We start from the raw sequence: 16,831 nt of genomic DNA on the forward strand, positions 1-16,831 counted from the left end.
ATGAGCGACATCAAATTGAAAACAAATTCAGCCAAGCTGGTATTGGCGCTGGCCACTGTCCTGGTGACAGCATATATGTGGTTGTTCCTGCACGCTGAATCGCAGCTCGCCATCGGCGTCCTGATCGTGCTGGCGCTGGTGCTGGCGATCGTCGGCAAAAAAACCGGCACCACGCAAAAGGTAGAGCAGGCTGCAGCAATTCAACCTGGCCTGGCGCGCCTGTGGAGCGTCATGGGAGTGCTGGCTCTGGTGGCTGCTTTCTATGACAGCCACTTCGTGCTGATGATGATATGCGCAGTGTTGCTGTATTCGACTGCATGCATGGGACTGACCCTGCAATTCGGTTTTGTCGGTGTGGCCAACTTTGCCGGTGCTGCGTTCTTTGGTATCGGTAGTTACACCACTGCGGTGCTAGCGACGCATACCGGTCTGCCGCAACTGGCCAACATTGCGATCTCCGGTGTGGTTGCTGCCATCATCGGTTCGGTGCTGATCCTGCCCGTGCTGCGTACCCGTGGTCACTATGCAGCTCTGGTCACGATTGCATTCGGCATCCTGTTCAAGACCTTTATCGAAGTCAACGATGTGCTTGGTGGCCCGCAAGGTCTGCAAGTGCCGGGCATGCAGTTGTTCGGTCATGCCTTCAATGACGGCTTCAAACTGTTTGGCATTGAGTTCTCCTTCTATGTTTCCTATGTGCTGCTGAGCCTGGTGATTTGTGCCGGTGCGTTTGTACTGGTGAAAGCACTGGAACGTTCGTGGGTAGGCTTGAGCATGGATGTGGTGCGTACCGATGAAACAGCTGCGGCTACCTTCGGTTTGCATATCGCCCGCTGGAAGGTGATTGCCTTCACCATGGGCAATCTGTTCGCCGGTATCGCCGGTAGCGTGTACGGCATGATGGTGGGCTTCATCGCGCCGAATAACTTCACCTTCTCCGATTCACTGTTGCTGGTATCGATCGCCATCCTTGGTGGCCTCGGCAATCCGGTCGGCCTGATCCCTGCGGCCATCATCGTGCTGATGCTGCCGGAGAAGCTGCAGTTCATCCAGGAATATCGCGTCTTGCTGTACGCAGCATTGGTGATCGCTATCCTGCTGTTCCGTCCTGAAGGCTTGTTGCCACGCAAGACACGCTTGTTCTTTAGCAGAAAGGACGCCTAATGAATGCCGCAACCATGAATCACGTAGAGCGTCCGACACACACTGTCGGCGGCAAGCTGGTCGGTGTAACCGATTTGACCATGCGCTTCGGTGGCCTGACCGCGCTCGACCGGTTGAATATGCATATCAACGAAGGGGAAGTGCTGGGTTTGCTCGGACCTAACGGTTCCGGCAAGACTACTTTCTTTAACGTGCTGACCGGTTTGTATAAAGCCAGCAGCGGTTCGATTATTTACCAGGGCCAGGAAGTCATAGGCCAGACGCCGCAGGAGATTTATCGCAGCGGTGTGGCGCGTACCTTCCAGCGTTCACGGCTGTCATTGCCGTTGACGGTGTTCGACAACATCGTGATCGGCGATTACCAGCACATGAACCACGGCTTGTTCTTCAATCTGTTCCAGCGCAAGGCTTTCCGTGCTGAATACGATGCTTATGTGAGCAAGGTCGAAGCGTTGCTGAATATCTTCAGTCCACCACTGGTGGCACGCATGTTCGAGCCGGTGGGTACCTTCACCATGATCGATCGTCGTCGCATCGAAGTTTGCCGTGCTTTGCTGAGCCAACCACACCTGTTGTTGCTGGACGAGCCTTCGGCTGGTATGACGCATGATGAAACCGAAGCCCTGATGGATGACATCCTGCAGGTGCGCGGCAAGCTGGAAAAACTGACCATCGTGCTGATCGAACATGAAATGAATGTGATCGAGCGCATTACCGATCGCTGCATCGTATTCAACTACGGCAAGAAAATCGCCGAAGGCACTTACGCAGAAATCACCGCTGATCCTAATGTGCAAACCGCTTACCTGGGAGAAGCCGAATGAGCAATCTGATCGTCAAGGGACTGACTACTGGCTACGACAAGGTCAATGTATTGCACGATGTCTCGATTGAAGTCGCACCGGGCAAGATCACCTGCATCCTCGGTGCCAACGGTGCCGGCAAGAGCACGCTGATACGCTCGATACTGGGTTTGACGCCGCCACGCCAGGGCGAAATCCTGTGGGGTGGCAAGAACCTGGCCGGTGAAAAGACACACAACATCATCGCCAGCGGTATCTCGTGCATACCGGAAGGCCGCAAGGTTTTTCCACGCATGACCGTGGCAGAAAATCTCGCACTCGGCGCTTTCCTTGAAAGCGGCAGCGGTGTGGTGCGTGAGCGCCTGGCACGGGTGTATGAAATTTTCCCGCGCCTGAAAGAACGTGCGGCGCAACTGGCAGGGACCATGTCCGGCGGTGAGCAGGCTATGGTTTCCATTGGTCGCGGCCTGATGGCTGAACCGAAGTTGCTGGTGATCGATGAACCGTCACTTGGTTTATCACCGCTGTACGTGAAAGAAAACTTCAAGGTCATCAAGCAGATCAATGCACTCGGTATCACGGTCTTGCTGGTTGAGCAGAATGCACGCCAGACGTTGGCGATTTCGCACTATGGCTATGTGCTGTCGCAAGGTCGCGTGATGGCACAGGGTACGGCGGAAGCACTGGCCAGCAATGATGACGTGCGTTCGGCTTACTTCGGTTGATCGGGAGCGTTGTATGAGAGATTACGCCAGCGCATCGCTGAAACAATTGGCAGCCAGCATCGCACGTCGCGAAGTATCGGTGGAAGATGTGGCGCGTGCCGGGATTACACATATCGAGGAATACGAACCTGCGGTACACGCATGGCAGCATTTCGATCCGCAGCATGTGATTGAGCAGGCGCGCCTGCTTGATGCGCAGCCGCAGCAGGGTTTGCTGTATGGCTTGCCGATTGGTGTGAAGGACTTGATGGATACGGCGGATATGCCGACCACCTATGGTTCGCCCATCTATGAAAACTATCGCCCTATCGTGGATGCAGCTTGTGTCGCTGCCAGTCGCAGCGCCGGTGCGGTGCTGATGGGTAAGACCGTCACTACCGAGTTTGCCACTTTCCAGCCGGGGCCTACACGCAATCCGCACGGTGCAACTGATCACACACCGGGTGGTTCATCCAGCGGTTCGGCGGCGGCAGTGGCAAGCGGCATGGTGCCTGCGGCTTTCGCTACACAAACTGCAGGTTCCATCGTGCGGCCTGCTGCGTATTGCGGCGTGGTGGGTTACAAACCGACTTTCGGCACTTTGCCGCTGGCCGGAATTAAATCCTTGTCGCCCAGCCTGGATACGGTTGGTGTGCTGACGCGCAATGTCGCCGATGCCGCTTTCTTTATCGGTGCGCTGGCGCGCCTGCCTTTGTCTGCGTTGCTGACGCTGGAAGCACAACCCACACGTCTGCGCGTAGGCATATGCCGGACACCCAACTGGGATCGGGCCAGTGCAGCGACCCGTGCCGCCATCGAGCAGGCAGCACGCTTGCTGGAACGCGCTGGTGCGGTACTCAGCGACATCGATTTACCGGCACCTTGCGGTGGCCTGACGGATGCGCAGATACGCATCATGTCTTATGAAGCGGCCGCTGCTTTTGCACCGGAAGCACGCACCCATGCAGATGGTTTCAGCAAGGCCTTTGCCGCCGTGCTGGCAGCCGGACAAGCGATAGACGGCTGCAGCTATGTCGCCGCGCAAGCGCTGGCCGCTGCCTCGCGTCAAGTGGCGGCAGGCGTATTTGAAAACGTCGACATCCTGCTCGCACCGAGCACCGAAGGTGAAGCACCGGCCGGACTGAATGCAACCGGCGATCCGATTTTTAATCGTATGTGGTCGCTGCTCGGTAATCCATGCGTGCACGTGCCGCAAGGTATGGGCCCGGGTGGTATGCCGATAGGCGTGACGCTGATCGGTCCACGCTGGGGAGATGCCAGCACGCTGGCCGCAGCCCATTTACTCGAAAACACTTTTGCTACGCTCAACTGAGAGACAGGAATAGCATGACTAAGCAAGCACAGGCGGCGACCAGCGCCGCAGAAAATGCACAGGATCACGTCAACAGCAATCGCCTGCAGGATGCGATTGCCGCACTCGCTGCCTTTGGTGGGCGCGATGATGGCGGCGTGGCACGCGAAACACTGACGGCGATTGATCTGGAAGCACGTCGACACTTGATTACATCGGCGCGGGCGTTGGGTTGTGAAGTGGAGATCGATGATTGTGCGAATTTGTTTTTCCGTCGCCCTGGCACGACTGACTTGCCACCGGTGCTGACCGGCAGCCATGCCGATACGCAACCGGTAGGCGGCAAACTGGATGGTGCTTATGGCGTACTGGCCGGACTTGAAGTGATCGCAGCCTTGAACGATGCCGGGATCCAGACGCAACGTGCGATTGAAGTAGTGGCATGGACCAATGAAGAAGGCAGCCGCTTCGGCCCCGGTGCAATGGGTTCCAGCGCCTTCGTCGATCCGTCGCGTCTGGCGGCTTATCGTGCCGTGAAGGATGGCGACAATATTACTTTCGGTGCGGCGGTTGATACCGCACTGCAAGCGGCTGCTGATGTCAAACATCGCAGTCTGCGTCAGCCGATAGCATCATGCGTCGAACTGCATATAGAACAAGGCCCGGTACTGGAACGTGCGAACGCGGCGCTGGGCGTCGTGACCGGCATCCAGAGCGTGCGCTGGTATCGTGTTGATTGTGTCGGCATGGCGGCGCATGCCGGGACCACGCCGATGGATGAGCGTGCGGATGCGATGAAAGCGGCAGTCGCGCTGGCGCAACAGCTGTATACCTATGCTGCGGCCGAAGCGGCGCACAATCTGCGCCTGACCCTGGGACGCTGGCAGGTCGGGCCGAATTCGGTCAACACCATTCCCGGCAATGTGGAATTCACCATAGACGTGCGTTGTGTCGATGCTGCCGTATTGGAACGTTTTGAGCAGTTCCTGACTCAGACGATTGCTGCCTATCAATGGCGCGGCAAGATAGGCTTTGAATGCTTCTTCTCGCGTCCGCCGACGATTTTCCCGCAAGACATGCTGAACCTGATAGAGAAAGCATGCGTGCGGGCCGGTACCCTGGCCAAGCGCGGCGAGCCGCAACACCTGACTTCGGGTGCTTTCCATGACGCCATGTATCTGGCGGAATATTGCCCGACTGCGATGATTTTTGTGCCAAGCAAGGGCGGAATCAGTCACAATGCCGCCGAGGAAACCGCGCCGGAAGATTTGTACCTGGGTGTGCAAGCACTGGCTTACACCGTAGTCGAATTAGCCAATCAGTAGGCAAGCAACGGTAATCGCGGTATTCGATCGTCCCTTTTTTACGGATAAAGAAATTGAAGAGCAAACGCAGTACTGCTGCCAGCGTTGAAACTGTCGAGAAGAAAACCTCGGTATCCGGGCTGGGGGTGCGCTTGCGCCATACCCGCCTGGTTGCGGGTTTGACCCTGATACAACTGGCGAAGAAGGCAGAGTGTTCGGAGAGCCTGATTTCCAAGATAGAGCGCGGTTCAGCCACACCTTCACTGGTGATGCTGCATAGACTCGCCGTGGCATTGGATACCAATATTTCGACCTTGATGTCGGAAGAGATGCCGGTAGTTGGTCCGGTCTTGCGCGTCGGTGAGCGGCCTGTGATCAAGACTGGCGGCATATCGCTGGAGCGTCTGGTGCTGCCCACCCGTGGCGGCTTGTTGCAGGCGAATATACATATCGTCGAGCCGGGTGCCGAGAGTGATGGCCAGATCGAGCATGTGGGCGAAGAAGTCGGCTACGTACTGGAAGGTACGCTGGAGTTGCGCCTGGGTGACGAGCGTTACGAGATTACCGTTGGTGATGTGTTTACCTTTGCCAGCAATGTGCCGCATGGTTATAGCAATATCGGCAAGACCGTGGCGAAAGTACTGTGGGTGAATTCACCTGCCACTTTTTAGTGCATCGCACTTGGTTTGATGAAATAAAAAAAGCGCCTGATCGGCGCTTTTTTTATTGTGGGACAGCTGCTTATTTCACGACTGCCAGTTCGGTACGTTTGCCGCCACGGTAGGTGTACAGCGTCAGGGTACCGTCCTTGATATCGCCTTTGGCATCGAAAGCGATAGTGCCGGTCACGCCCGGGTAGCTGATTTTTGCCAGCTCAGGCAGGTACTTGGCCGGTTCCGAGGATTTGGCTTTTTGCATCGCATCGACTACTGCATAGGTCGCATCGTAGGCATAGGCTGCGGTGTAGACGACGTCGATGCCAAAGCGTTTTTTGTAGGCTGCGCGGAATTTATCCAGGCCTGCTTTACGTGCATCTTCCACGCCGCCAGCTTCTGCGCAGTAGACCTGATTTTCACCGAGGCCTGCGCCTGCCAGACCCGGCAGGGAGCCGGTACAAATACCGTCACCACCCATGAATTTGGCATTGATGCCCAGTTGTTTCATTTGTTGCAGCATAGGACCGCCGACTGCATCCATGCCGCCAAAGAAAATGACATCCGGTTTCTTCGCCTTGATCGCAGTCAGGATGGCGTTGAAGTCGGTTGCCTTGTTATTCGTGTACTGGCTGGTGACCACGCTGCCACCGGCGGCCTTGACGCCTTTGGCAAATTCTTCTGCGACGCCCTGGCCGTAAGCAGTACGGTCATCGATCACGGCGACGTTTTTGGCAGCCAGGGTTTTGACTGCGTACTGGCCTAGTACACGACCCAGTTGCGCATCATTGGCAACTACGCGGAAGGCTGTTTTAAAGCCTTGTTGTGTGTACTTCGGATTGGTGGAGGAAGGCGAAATTTGTACGATACCGGCATTCGCGTAGATGCGCGAAGCAGGGATGGTGGCACCCGAATTCAGGTGGCCGATGACGACCGCGACATTGGAGTCGACCAGTTTGGTGGCCGCTGCGGTAGCTTGTTTCGGATCGGCTGCATCGTCTTCCGGCATATATTGCAGTTTGACTTTCTTGCCGTTGATGACGACGCCCTTGGCATTGAGCTCCTCGACTGCCAGGCGGGCGCCGTTTTCATTGTCCTTGCCCATGTGTGCATCGGTGCCGGTGACCGGACCGACGTGGCCGATTTTGACGATTTGTTCCTGTGCCAGTGCGCTGCCGGCGAGTGCCAGGAGGACTGCACCAGTTAAGGGAATCATTTTTGTCTTGAACTGCATATATTTTCTCCTGAGGATTGTAAAAATACAGAGTAGCTGCAACACTGGGCACGCTTGCCTTGCAAGACATTGACCTTACAACATAAGAAAATGCGACGCAAAGTGTTTTTTGGTGCAATTTTCGAGCTTCCCACGTTTATATGAGCAAACTTCATACCCTGGATAAAGTAGACCGCAAGCTGCTGAACCTGCTGCAGAAGGATAACCAGACGCCAACGCGCACGCTGGCCGATAAGGTGCATATTTCCCAGCCTACCTGTTTGCGCCGTATCCGTGACATGCGGGATGCCGGCATTATCAGTGCAGATGTGGCGATGATAGACCCGTTTGCACTGGGATATGGGATGCTGGCTTTCCTGGAAGTGTCGTTGAGCAATCAATCCGATGAGCACATGCAAGAGTTTGAAGTGCGCATGGGCAAGGAGGCGGAAGTAATGCAGTGTTACTTCGTGTCGGGTGACTACGATTACTTCCTGGTGGTGCATGTGGTCGATATGGATGCGTATTACCAGTTCGTGCGCCGCGCGATTTCAGGCTCGGGCAATGTGCGCCATTTCCAGTCGCGTTTCCCGATGAAACGGGCCAAGTTTGATACCCGTATTGCCTTCGATGAAAAGTCGGCCGAGGTGCAGGTCAGGATAGAGAAGTAGCGCAAGCTCACCGTACGGATAACAAAAAACGCTGCATGTTTACACATGCAGCGTTTTTTTATGAGCAGGCTGTTTAAAAGCTAGGACGGATTACGCCGGTTGCGTCACGCTGGTCGCGATTCGTTTCGACGGACGATAAGGCATGCCGGTGAATTTGAAGTCCAGGTCAGGCTGCAGGCCGGAGACGATCTCGGCCAATGCACGACCCGAGCCACAACCCATGGTCCAGCCCAGAGTGCCGTGGCCGGTATTGAGGTAGAGGTTGCTGTACTTGGTCTTGCCGATGTAAGGCACGTTCGATGGCGTCAACGGACGCAAACCAGTCCAGTACACCGGATTGTCGTAGTCACATGCATCTGGGAACAGCTCCTTGGTGCGGCGCGTGATGGCCTCACAACGTGCGGTATTCAGATCACGGGTGTAACCATTCAATTCGCAGGTGCCCGCCACACGCAGGCGGTCGCCGAGGCGCGATACCACTAATTTGTAGCCGTCGTCCGTCAGGGATACTGTCGGGGCGGCGGCTGGATCGGTCACTTTGTAAGTGGCCGAATAACCTTTGCCCGGGTAGATCATCAGGTCTATGCCTAGCGGACGAACCAGTTCCGCCGAGAAGCTGCCCATTGCCATGACGTAAGCATCTGCATGCAGTACTTGATGACGGCCATCCGGGCCTATGACTTCGACGCCGGTGATTTTGGCGTTGGCACCGCTGCCTTCGGTCAGCAGGCGCGTGACTGAAGTGTTGTAGCGGAAGTTGACACCAGCTTCTGCCGCTTTGGCAGCTAGGCCGCTGGTGAATTTATAGACGTCACCGGATTCATCGGTCGCAGTGTAGTCACCGCCGACGATTTTGTTGCGGATGCTGGCCAGTGCCGGTTCGATACGCACCACTTCATCTGCGCTGATGGAATCGCGCGGGCAGCCGAGGTCGCGCATCAGTTTGGCGGCTGGCAGTGAGTCGTCGAATTCTTTTTGATCGGTATAGAAGTGCAGGATGCCGCTGGTCAGTTGATCGTAGTTGATGCCGGTTTCAGCGCGTACAGCTTGCAGGGTCTGGCGGCTGTATTCGCAGATGGCGACGATCTGACGGATGTTGTCGTTGGTGCGTGCTGGCGTACATTCACGCAGGAAGTTGAGTGCCCATTTCCATTGCAGCCATTCCGGACGGAAGCGATACAGTAGCGGCGCATCTTCCTTGCCCAGCCATTTCAGGACTTTCATCGGAGCCGCAGGATTGGCCCAAGGTTCGGCGTGCGAGACCGAGATCTGACAGCCGTTGGCAAAACTGGTTTCTTGTGCAGCGCCGGGTTGACGCTCGATTACGGTGACCTCATGGCCTTGTTTGTTCAAGAACCACGCGGAAGAGGTGCCGATAATTCCCGAACCCAAAACGATAACTTTCATCTCTATCTCTCCAACCAATCAGGTGTTTGTCTAATAGCTAAATTGTAGAAAGTTATTTGTTTTTTAGGCGTTCATAATCGAGGCTTTAATTTATGTAAAAAAACAAACGAAGTTTTATTTCGTTTTAAAAACAAAGAAATCAGAGATTATTTTGTTTTTTTGAAAAATGGATTTTATCCACTTCTTGCGCCACGGCATCACTGATGGCGTCGGACAGGGTTTGGTGGAAATCCTGCCTGATGCCTTCAGCCGCCACCTGCATGACTTGCGCCAGGCTGTCGCGGATACGCTGTTCCAGCACCGGTTCTATACGCTCCAGCAATTGTGTGAGCACACGCTCACTGATCTTTTGCTCCATGCGCGTCCACTCTTCATCCAGCCAGCTGTCTATAGGCTGGTGGGCGGCGGGATCGACTGCTTTGCTGTCTGTAGCCAGCGATGCGCTGTCAGTCGGGGCAACGGTTATCGGTTCGCTCGGCGTTTCGACATGTACGGTGCGGGCCGGGGTGGGGATGACTTCAGTCAGGACCGGGATGCCGAAGTCTTGTGTAGAGTTGCTCATGTCGGTTCCGCCACGAAATGGGTGAGTGGGTAACCGCGTTGTTTGTAGAAACTGTAGCGGTCGCGTCCGGCCGATTTGTCGGCGTCTTCGGTAGAGATGACTTCAAACATGCGCTCGAAACGTGCGAAGTGGGTCGGCGAGGTATCGGATAGATTGATCAGGATTTGCGTATGCGGTGATTCCATCGCGCGATCAGCTGTTAACAGTATCGGCGTTTGTGCTGCCAGCGCATCGTCCAGCATCACGTGCGGCAGGAAGTCCTGTTCGGAAAACGTCCATAGCTTCTCATCCAGCTGCATCAGTTGCGCCCGGTCCTGCGCCAGGATCACGACCTGGAAGTTGGCATTGCGTGCCTTGCGCGCCAGGCGGCACGCATAGTTGATTTTGTCAGGCACGTTGCTGTGAAAGTCGATACGGGTCATAAGAGCAAATAGTTAAAAACGAATGAGCTACGGGACTGGCCTCAGAAGCGAAAGCCCGGTGGTGCATTGCCAGCAGCCGGCAGGCTGTCGCTAGCCGCATCCTGCACTGGCGCGGCACTGGCTTTCGGCTCGGCTAATTTCTTCGGTGCGGCAGCCTGTGCGGGCGGATTGCGATAGCTGGCCGGTAACTGGCTGTTCTCCGGATATCCGGCATTACCGAGCAGGATATTCCAGGCTTCGGCTTCAAAGCCGGATAATTTGTTGCGACCTACGGTCAGGAAAGGCAGTTGCTTGTCGCCGCCGACTTGCTGCAGGCGTGCGATGTCTTCATTGCTGTTGACGGTTTTTTCCGCATACGGAATGCCGCGTGCGTTCAGCAGGCTGCGTGCGCTGTCGCAGGCATTGCATTTACTGGTGGTGTAGAGCGTGACTGGCTGCGCCTTCATGGCCTTGGCCAGTTCGAAGGGCAGGTCGGATGTGACGGGGGCAGCGGTGATGGCTTTTTCTTCCACTTTTTTAGCGGAAGCGGGCGGTGGCGTATCGCTATACGTCACCTTGCCATCCTGGCCTACCCATTTATATAACTGGGCATGCGCATTTACTGAAAACAGTAAAGAGAGCAGCAGCCAGGACCAGCGCTTATTCATTTCATTTTCTCCGTAAGCTGGCTGCCCGCTTTCATATTTGTCAGGCTGCCATCCCGCTGTGGCGCAGCAGGGCATCGATAGTCGGTTCACGTCCGCGGAAAGCCTTGAACGATTCGATAGCCGGACGCGAGCCGCCCATCGCCAGGATTTCGCGCAGGAAGCGGGCACCGGTATCGCTGGACAAGACGTTGCCACTGCTCTGGCTGGCTTCTTCAAACGCGCCATATGCATCGGCCGACAAGACTTCCGCCCATTTGTAGCTATAGTAACCGGCTGCGTAGCCACCGGCGAATATATGCGAGAACGAATGCTGGAAGCGATTGAAGGCAGGTGGCGTCATGACCGACACTTGCGCACGTACTTCATTGAGCACGTCCTGCACGGTTTTGCTGCCGTCCGGATTGTAGTCGTAATGCAGGTGCATATCGAATAGCGAGAACTCGACCTGACGCAGGGTTTGCAGGCCGGACTGGAAGTTCTTGGCCGCGATCATCTTGTCGTACAGCGCGCGTGGCAGGCTGGCGCCGGTGTCGGCGTGTGCGGTCATGTGCGACAGCACATCCCATTCCCAGCAAAAGTTTTCCATGAATTGCGATGGCAGTTCGACTGCATCCCATTCGACGCCGGAGATGCCGGACACGCCCAGCTCTTCAACACGCGTCAACATGTGGTGCAAGCCGTGGCCGAATTCGTGGAACAGCGTGATGACTTCATCATGCGTGAACAGCGCTGGCTTGGCCTGGCCGTTGACGACGGCAGGTTCGGTGAAGTTGCAGGTGAGGTAGGCGATAGGCGTCTGTATGCCGTCCTTGCCTTCCGCAATACGACGACGACCACGTGCATCATCCATCCATGCGCCGCCACGTTTGCCCTGGCGTGCATACAGGTCGAGGTAGAACTGGCCGACCAGCGCGCCATCTTTTTCGATGCGGAAGAATTTCACATCCGGATGCCAGACCGGTGCGGCATCCGGTTTGATGGATACCGAAAACAGGCTTTCGATGGTGCGGAACAAACCGGCCACGACTTGTGGCTCAGGGAAGTATTGTTTCACTTCCTGTTCCGAGAAGGCGTAGCGTTGCTCACGCAGTTTTTCCGAAGCGTAGGTGACGTCCCAGGCTTCCAGTTGGTCTATGCCCAATTCTTTCTTCGCGAAGCCGCGCAATTCAGCCAGGTCTTTCTCGGCAAATGGACGCGCGCGTTTGGCCAGGTCTTGCAGGAAGCTGATGACCTGATCCGGCGTTTGCGCCATTTTGGATACCAGCGAGACTTCGGCGAAGTTTTTATAGCCGAGCAGCTTGGCTTCTTCGTCGCGCAGTTTCAGGATGTCGACGATGTTTTGCGTATTGTCCCAGGCTGGCTGGCCGCCGAGCTCGGACGCTTTGGTCGCATTGGCGCGATAAATCGTTGCACGCAGCTCGCGGTTGTCAGCGTATTGCAGCACCGGGAAGTAGGATGGGAAGTGCAGCGTGAATTTATAACCTGGCTTCTCATCTTTCTCGGCAGCGACACGCGCAGCCTGCTTCGCATCATCCGGCAGACCGGACAATTCCGCTTCGTTCTCTATATAGAGCGCGTATTCGTTGGTCGCGTCGAGGATGTTTTCCGAAAACTTGGTGGTCAGCGCCGCGTGCTTTTCCTGAATTTCGGCAAAGCGTGGCTTATCTTCTTCTGCCAGCTCGGCACCGCCGAGGCGGAAATCGCGTACGGCGTTTTCGATGATCTTTTTACGTGCAGCCGAGAAGCTCGCGTAATCCGGGCCCAGTTGCAGCGCTTTGTATTTGGTGAACAGTGTCAGGTTTTGCGCCAGCGCGGTCCAGAATTCAGTGATCTTGGGCTGGTTCTCGTTGTAGGCGGCGCGTAGTTCCGGCGTGTCGACGACCGAATTCAGGTGACCTACTATGCCCCAGGCCCGGCTGAGTTTTTCCGTGACGTTTTCCAGCGGTTCGACGAAGTTCTCCCAGGTCACCTGGGCGCTCTGGCCTTCGAGTTCAATGACGACGGTGCGGCACTGGTCGAGCAGGCTATCGATGGCCGAGCCTATGTGCTCGGGTTTGATGGCTTCGAATTGTGGGAGGTCGGAAAAATCCAGCAGCGGGTTCAGGGCAATATTCATCAGTTGGTTTCTCTCTCTGCTGCTTCGATGGTGTTAACCAAAAGCATGGTGATAGTCATGGGGCCGACGCCGCCTGGCACCGGAGTAATGTAGCTGGCCACTTCCTTGGCGTTGGCGAAGTCGACGTCGCCGCACAGTTTGCCGTTATCGTCGCGGTTGATGCCGACGTCGACCACGATGGCTCCGGGTTTGATCATCTCTGCGGTCAGGGTGTTGCGGCGGCCGGTAGCGGCAACGACCACATCCGCCTGACGTGTGTGATAAGCAAGATCCGCGGTTCCACTATGGCAGATGGTGACGGTTGCGTTGGCTTGCAAGAGCAATAATGCCATTGGTTTGCCTACTGTATTACTGCGGCCGATGACGACTGCGTGCTTGCCAGCCAGTTTGGTGCCTGTGCTTTCGATCAGTTTCATGCAGCCATACGGGGTGCAAGGGCGGAAGCCGGGCAGGCCGGTCAGCAACTCGCCAGCGCTCAGTACAGAATAGCCGTCCACGTCCTTGCGTGGGGAAATCGCTTCGATCACCTTGTTGGCATCAATATGCTTGGGCAAAGGCATTTGCACCAGGATGCCGTGGATCTTCGGGTCCGCATTCAATGCCGCGATGCGCGCCAGCAGCGCAGCCTCGGTCATATCTGCGTCATATTTTTCAAGTAATGAATAGAGGCCGTTGTCTTCGCACGCCTTGACCTTGTTGCGCACATAGACCTGGGATGCCGGATCGGCACCGACCAGGATCACGGCCAGGCCAGGCTGCTTGCCTTTGGCGGTCAGGGCCGCGGCGCGGACGGCGACGTCTTTGCGGAGTTGTTGAGAAAGCAAATTTCCATCAATGATTTGTGCGGTCATGGGTCGAGTTCGGGTGATAGGGGGTGAATGAAGAGCTAAGTCACAGATTATAAGGGCTTATCAGGGCGGCACCCTAAGGTGCTTATGCCGCAAGTTTACATGCTCTTAAAATGCCGCTAAAAGCCAGTAAAAATGCTGCTATGCCGCATAATTTCGCATTATGAGAAATGATATCGCCATTTGAAAATAACAAAAACTGCTGTTAAACTCAGCGCAAACTACACGACTATACGTGTTATCAGTTTTCAAAATGACGGTCCGCTCTTACAAAGAACGGCACTAAAGATAAATCAGGAGACAAATTATGTCAGCCCAGCTCGACCAGGTATTGGCGCAAGCCGCCAACGATCCCGATGTAATGGAAACGCAAGAGTGGCTTGATGCCCTCGAAGCGGTTATCGAACACGAGGGCCCTGACCGCGCCCACTATCTGGTGGAGCGCCTGATCGATCTGGCCCGCCGTCGTGGTGCGCAAGTTCCGTTCTCCAGCACTACCGCATATGTAAACACCATCCCTGCCGACATGGGTGTCAATTCCCCGGGCAATCAGGAATACGAAGAGCGCCTGCGTTCGTGGATGCGCTGGAATGCAATGGCGATGGTCGTTAAGGCGAACCGCGTTGATGGCGACCTCGGTGGTCATATCTCCAGTTTTGCTTCGCTCGCAAACATGCTGGGTACCGGCTTCAATCACTTCTGGCACGCACCGACCGAAGACCACGGTGGTGATCTGCTGTACATCCAGGGCCACTCGTCGCCTGGCGTTTATGCTCGCGCTTTCCTCGAAGGCCGCTTGAGCGAAGAACAATTGATTAACTTCCGTCGTGAAGTTGATGGCAAAGGCCTGTCTTCCTATCCGCATCCGAAACTGATGTCGGACTTCTGGCAATTCCCTACCGTATCGATGGGCCTGGGTCCATTGATGGCGATCTATCAGGCACGCTTCCTGAAGTATCTGCAAGCACGTGAGATTGCAAAAACCGACAACCGTAAAGTCTGGGTATTCTGCGGCGACGGCGAAATGGATGAAGTCGAATCGATGGGCGCTATCGGCGTAGCCGGTCGCGAACAACTCGACAACCTGGTCATGGTCGTCAACTGTAACCTGCAACGTCTGGACGGCCCGGTACGCGGCAACGGCAAGATCATCCAGGAACTCGAAGGCGAATTCCGCGGTGCCGGCTGGAACGTTATCAAGATCATCTGGGGCTCCAACTGGGACCCGCTGCTGGCCAAAGACAAAGAAGGCATCCTGCAGCGCGTCATGATGGAAACGCTGGACGGCGAATACCAGAACTACAAAGCCAAGGATGGCGCTTACGTGCGCAAACACTTCTTCGGCAAGCATCCAAAATTGCTGGAAATGGTATCGCGCATGTCGGACGACGACATCTGGCATTTGCTGCGCGGCGGCCACGATCCACACAAAGTCTACGCTGGCTTCAAGCAAGCACAAGAACACAAAGGTCAACCTACCGTTCTGCTGGTCAAGACCGTCAAAGGTTATGGCATGGGCAAATCGGGTGAAGCGCGTAACACTGCGCATCAAACCAAAAAACTGGACGACGAAGCAGTGCGCGAAATGCGCGATCGTTTCAATCTGCCTATCGCTGACGAGCACCTGCCAGACATTCCATTCTTCAAACCGGCTGACGATGCGCCTGAGATGAAGTACCTGCACGAACGCCGTGCGGCGCTGGGCGGTTACCTGCCACAACGTCGTCAACAGGCTGACGAGAAGCTGCCGGTACCTGAACTGGCGGCATTCAAGGCAGTACTGGATGCGACCGCAGAAGGCCGTGAAATCTCGACCACGCAAGCATATGTGCGCATCATTTCCATCCTGCTGCGCGATGCGAACCTGGGCCAACGCCTGGTACCTATCCTGGTCGATGAATCCCGTACCTTCGGTATGGAAGGCTTGTTCCGTCAAATCGGTATTTACAACCGTGAAGGCCAGTTGTACGAGCCAGTCGACAAAGACCAGGTCAGCTTCTACCGTGAAGACAAAGCCGGTCAAATCCTGCAAGAAGGTATTAACGAAGCAGGCGCGATGGCATCGTGGATCGCAGCAGCGACCTCGTACTCGACCAACAACCGCATCATGGTGCCGTTCTACACCTTCTACTCGATGTTTGGTCTGCAACGTATCGGCGACCTGGCATGGGCAGCGGGCGACATGCGCGCACGCGGCTTCCTGCTCGGCGGTACCGCTGGTCGTACCACGCTGAACGGCGAAGGCTTGCAACACGAAGACGGTCACAGCCACATCCTGGCTTCGACCATCCCTAACTGCATTCCTTACGATCCGACCTTTGCACACGAAGTCGCAGTCATCATGCATGACGGCCTGAAACGCATGATCGAAAACCAGGAAGATGTGTTCTATTACATCACCCTGATGAACGAAAACTACGCGCAGCCAGGCCTGAAACCAGGCCAGGAAGAGGGCATCCTCAAAGGCTTGTACCTGTTGCAGGAAGGCGCGAAAAAAGCGAAGAACCGCGTACAGCTGATGGGCTCCGGCACCATCCTGCGCGAAGTCATCGCTGCTGCCGATTTGCTGAAAGACGACTGGGGCGTTACTGCCGATGTCTGGTCCGCTCCATCGTTCACATTGCTGGCACGCGATGGCCAGGACGTAGAGCGCTGGAACATGTTGCACCCGACCGACAAGCCACGTCAGGCGCACATCACTTCGTCGCTGCAAGACACCGCTGGTCCTATCGTGGTTGCAACCGATTACATGCGCACCTTCGCAGAACAGGTTCGTGCGTTCGTGCCGAAAGATCGTACCTACAAAGTGCTTGGTACCGATGGCTTTGGTCGTTCGGACAGCCGCGCAAAACTGCGTGAGTTCTTCGAGGTCAACCGCTATTTCGTCACTGTTGCTGCGCTCAAGGCATTGGCGGATGAAGGTGCGATTGCGACTTCCGTGGTTGCTGATGCGATCAAGAAGTACGGCATCAATCCAGAAAAAGTCAATCCGGTAACGCTGTAAT

15 protein-coding genes are annotated in these 16,831 nt (G+C 55.8%); 8 read left to right on the plus strand and 7 right to left on the minus strand.

Annotation, left to right across the window (positions count from 1 at the left end):
• From IXC47_RS12220 to IXC47_RS12245, 6 genes are read left to right on the plus strand one after another with little or no spacing between them, the layout of a single operon-like run.
• Nucleotides 1-1,164: a branched-chain amino acid ABC transporter permease gene (locus IXC47_RS12220; RefSeq protein ID WP_175626204.1), complete on the plus strand. Its 1,164-nt coding sequence runs from the start codon at nt 1-3 to the stop codon at nt 1,162-1,164.
• Nucleotides 1,164-1,988, plus strand: coding sequence for an ABC transporter ATP-binding protein (locus IXC47_RS12225; RefSeq protein WP_407651119.1), 825 nt, complete (start codon nt 1,164-1,166; stop codon nt 1,986-1,988). Before IXC47_RS12220 ends, IXC47_RS12225 begins: the two co-directional genes overlap by 1 nt.
• Nucleotides 1,985-2,692 carry an ABC transporter ATP-binding protein gene (locus tag IXC47_RS12230; protein WP_175626205.1) on the plus strand — a complete coding sequence of 236 codons (708 nt, stop codon included), beginning with the start codon at nt 1,985-1,987 and terminating at the stop codon, nt 2,690-2,692. Before IXC47_RS12225 ends, IXC47_RS12230 begins: the two co-directional genes overlap by 4 nt.
• 13 nt (nt 2,693-2,705) lie before the next feature.
• Nucleotides 2,706-4,004, plus strand: coding sequence for an amidase (locus IXC47_RS12235; RefSeq protein ID WP_195875796.1), 1,299 nt, complete (start codon nt 2,706-2,708; stop codon nt 4,002-4,004).
• 14 nt (nt 4,005-4,018) lie between these two features.
• Nucleotides 4,019-5,308 carry a M20 family metallo-hydrolase gene (locus IXC47_RS12240; RefSeq protein ID WP_195875797.1) on the plus strand — a complete coding sequence of 430 codons (1,290 nt, stop codon included), beginning with the start codon at nt 4,019-4,021 and terminating at the stop codon, nt 5,306-5,308.
• Between the two features lie 53 nt (nt 5,309-5,361).
• A complete protein-coding gene (locus IXC47_RS12245) occupies nt 5,362-5,958 on the plus strand; it encodes a helix-turn-helix domain-containing protein (RefSeq protein ID WP_175626208.1) in 597 nt (198 codons plus the stop codon).
• 70 nt (nt 5,959-6,028) lie between these two features.
• Here IXC47_RS12245 and IXC47_RS12250 read toward each other — a convergent pair whose 3' ends face one another.
• A complete protein-coding gene (locus tag IXC47_RS12250; protein ID WP_195875798.1) occupies nt 6,029-7,174 on the minus strand; it encodes a branched-chain amino acid ABC transporter substrate-binding protein in 1,146 nt (381 codons plus the stop codon).
• Nucleotides 7,175-7,314: 140 nt separating this feature from the next.
• On the opposite strand from IXC47_RS12250, the gene IXC47_RS12255 reads away from it, so the two are divergent.
• Complete coding sequence (locus tag IXC47_RS12255; RefSeq protein WP_175626210.1) at nt 7,315-7,824, plus strand: Lrp/AsnC family transcriptional regulator; 510 nt, start codon at nt 7,315-7,317, stop codon at nt 7,822-7,824.
• A 90-nt stretch (nt 7,825-7,914) separates the two neighbouring features.
• Here IXC47_RS12255 and IXC47_RS12260 read toward each other — a convergent pair whose 3' ends face one another.
• The 6 genes from IXC47_RS12260 to folD all read right to left on the minus strand — a co-directional run bounded on the left by IXC47_RS12260 (nt 7,915) and on the right by folD (nt 13,829).
• A complete protein-coding gene (locus tag IXC47_RS12260; protein ID WP_175626211.1) occupies nt 7,915-9,231 on the minus strand; it encodes a D-amino acid dehydrogenase in 1,317 nt (438 codons plus the stop codon).
• Nucleotides 9,232-9,370: 139 nt separating this feature from the next.
• Nucleotides 9,371-9,793, minus strand: coding sequence for a hypothetical protein (locus IXC47_RS12265; RefSeq protein WP_195875799.1), 423 nt, complete (start codon nt 9,791-9,793; stop codon nt 9,371-9,373).
• Nucleotides 9,790-10,215: a DNA polymerase III subunit chi gene (locus IXC47_RS12270; protein WP_195875800.1), complete on the minus strand. Its 426-nt coding sequence runs from the start codon at nt 10,213-10,215 to the stop codon at nt 9,790-9,792. The genes IXC47_RS12265 and IXC47_RS12270 overlap by 4 nt, the downstream gene beginning before the upstream one ends.
• Before the next feature lie 41 nt (nt 10,216-10,256).
• Nucleotides 10,257-10,862 (minus strand): glutaredoxin family protein, encoded by a 606-nt coding sequence (locus IXC47_RS12275; protein WP_195875801.1) that lies wholly within the window; start codon nt 10,860-10,862, stop codon nt 10,257-10,259.
• Between the two features lie 40 nt (nt 10,863-10,902).
• On the minus strand, nt 10,903-12,978 hold the full coding sequence (locus IXC47_RS12280; RefSeq protein ID WP_195875802.1) for a M3 family metallopeptidase: 2,076 nt from the start codon (nt 12,976-12,978) through the stop codon (nt 10,903-10,905).
• Nucleotides 12,978-13,829, minus strand: coding sequence for a bifunctional methylenetetrahydrofolate dehydrogenase/methenyltetrahydrofolate cyclohydrolase FolD (gene folD, locus IXC47_RS12285; RefSeq protein WP_195875803.1), 852 nt, complete (start codon nt 13,827-13,829; stop codon nt 12,978-12,980). The genes IXC47_RS12280 and folD overlap by 1 nt, the downstream gene beginning before the upstream one ends.
• Before the next feature lie 304 nt (nt 13,830-14,133).
• On the opposite strand from folD, the gene aceE reads away from it, so the two are divergent.
• Nucleotides 14,134-16,830, plus strand: a complete 2,697-nt coding sequence (aceE, locus tag IXC47_RS12290) for a pyruvate dehydrogenase (acetyl-transferring), homodimeric type (protein WP_175626217.1) — start codon at nt 14,134-14,136, stop codon at nt 16,828-16,830.
• Nucleotide 16,831 lies beyond the last annotated feature (1 nt).

Origin of the sequence: Herminiimonas contaminans (genome assembly GCF_015645465.1) — a bacterium.
GTDB lineage: Bacteria > Pseudomonadota > Gammaproteobacteria > Burkholderiales > Burkholderiaceae_D > Oxalicibacterium > Oxalicibacterium contaminans.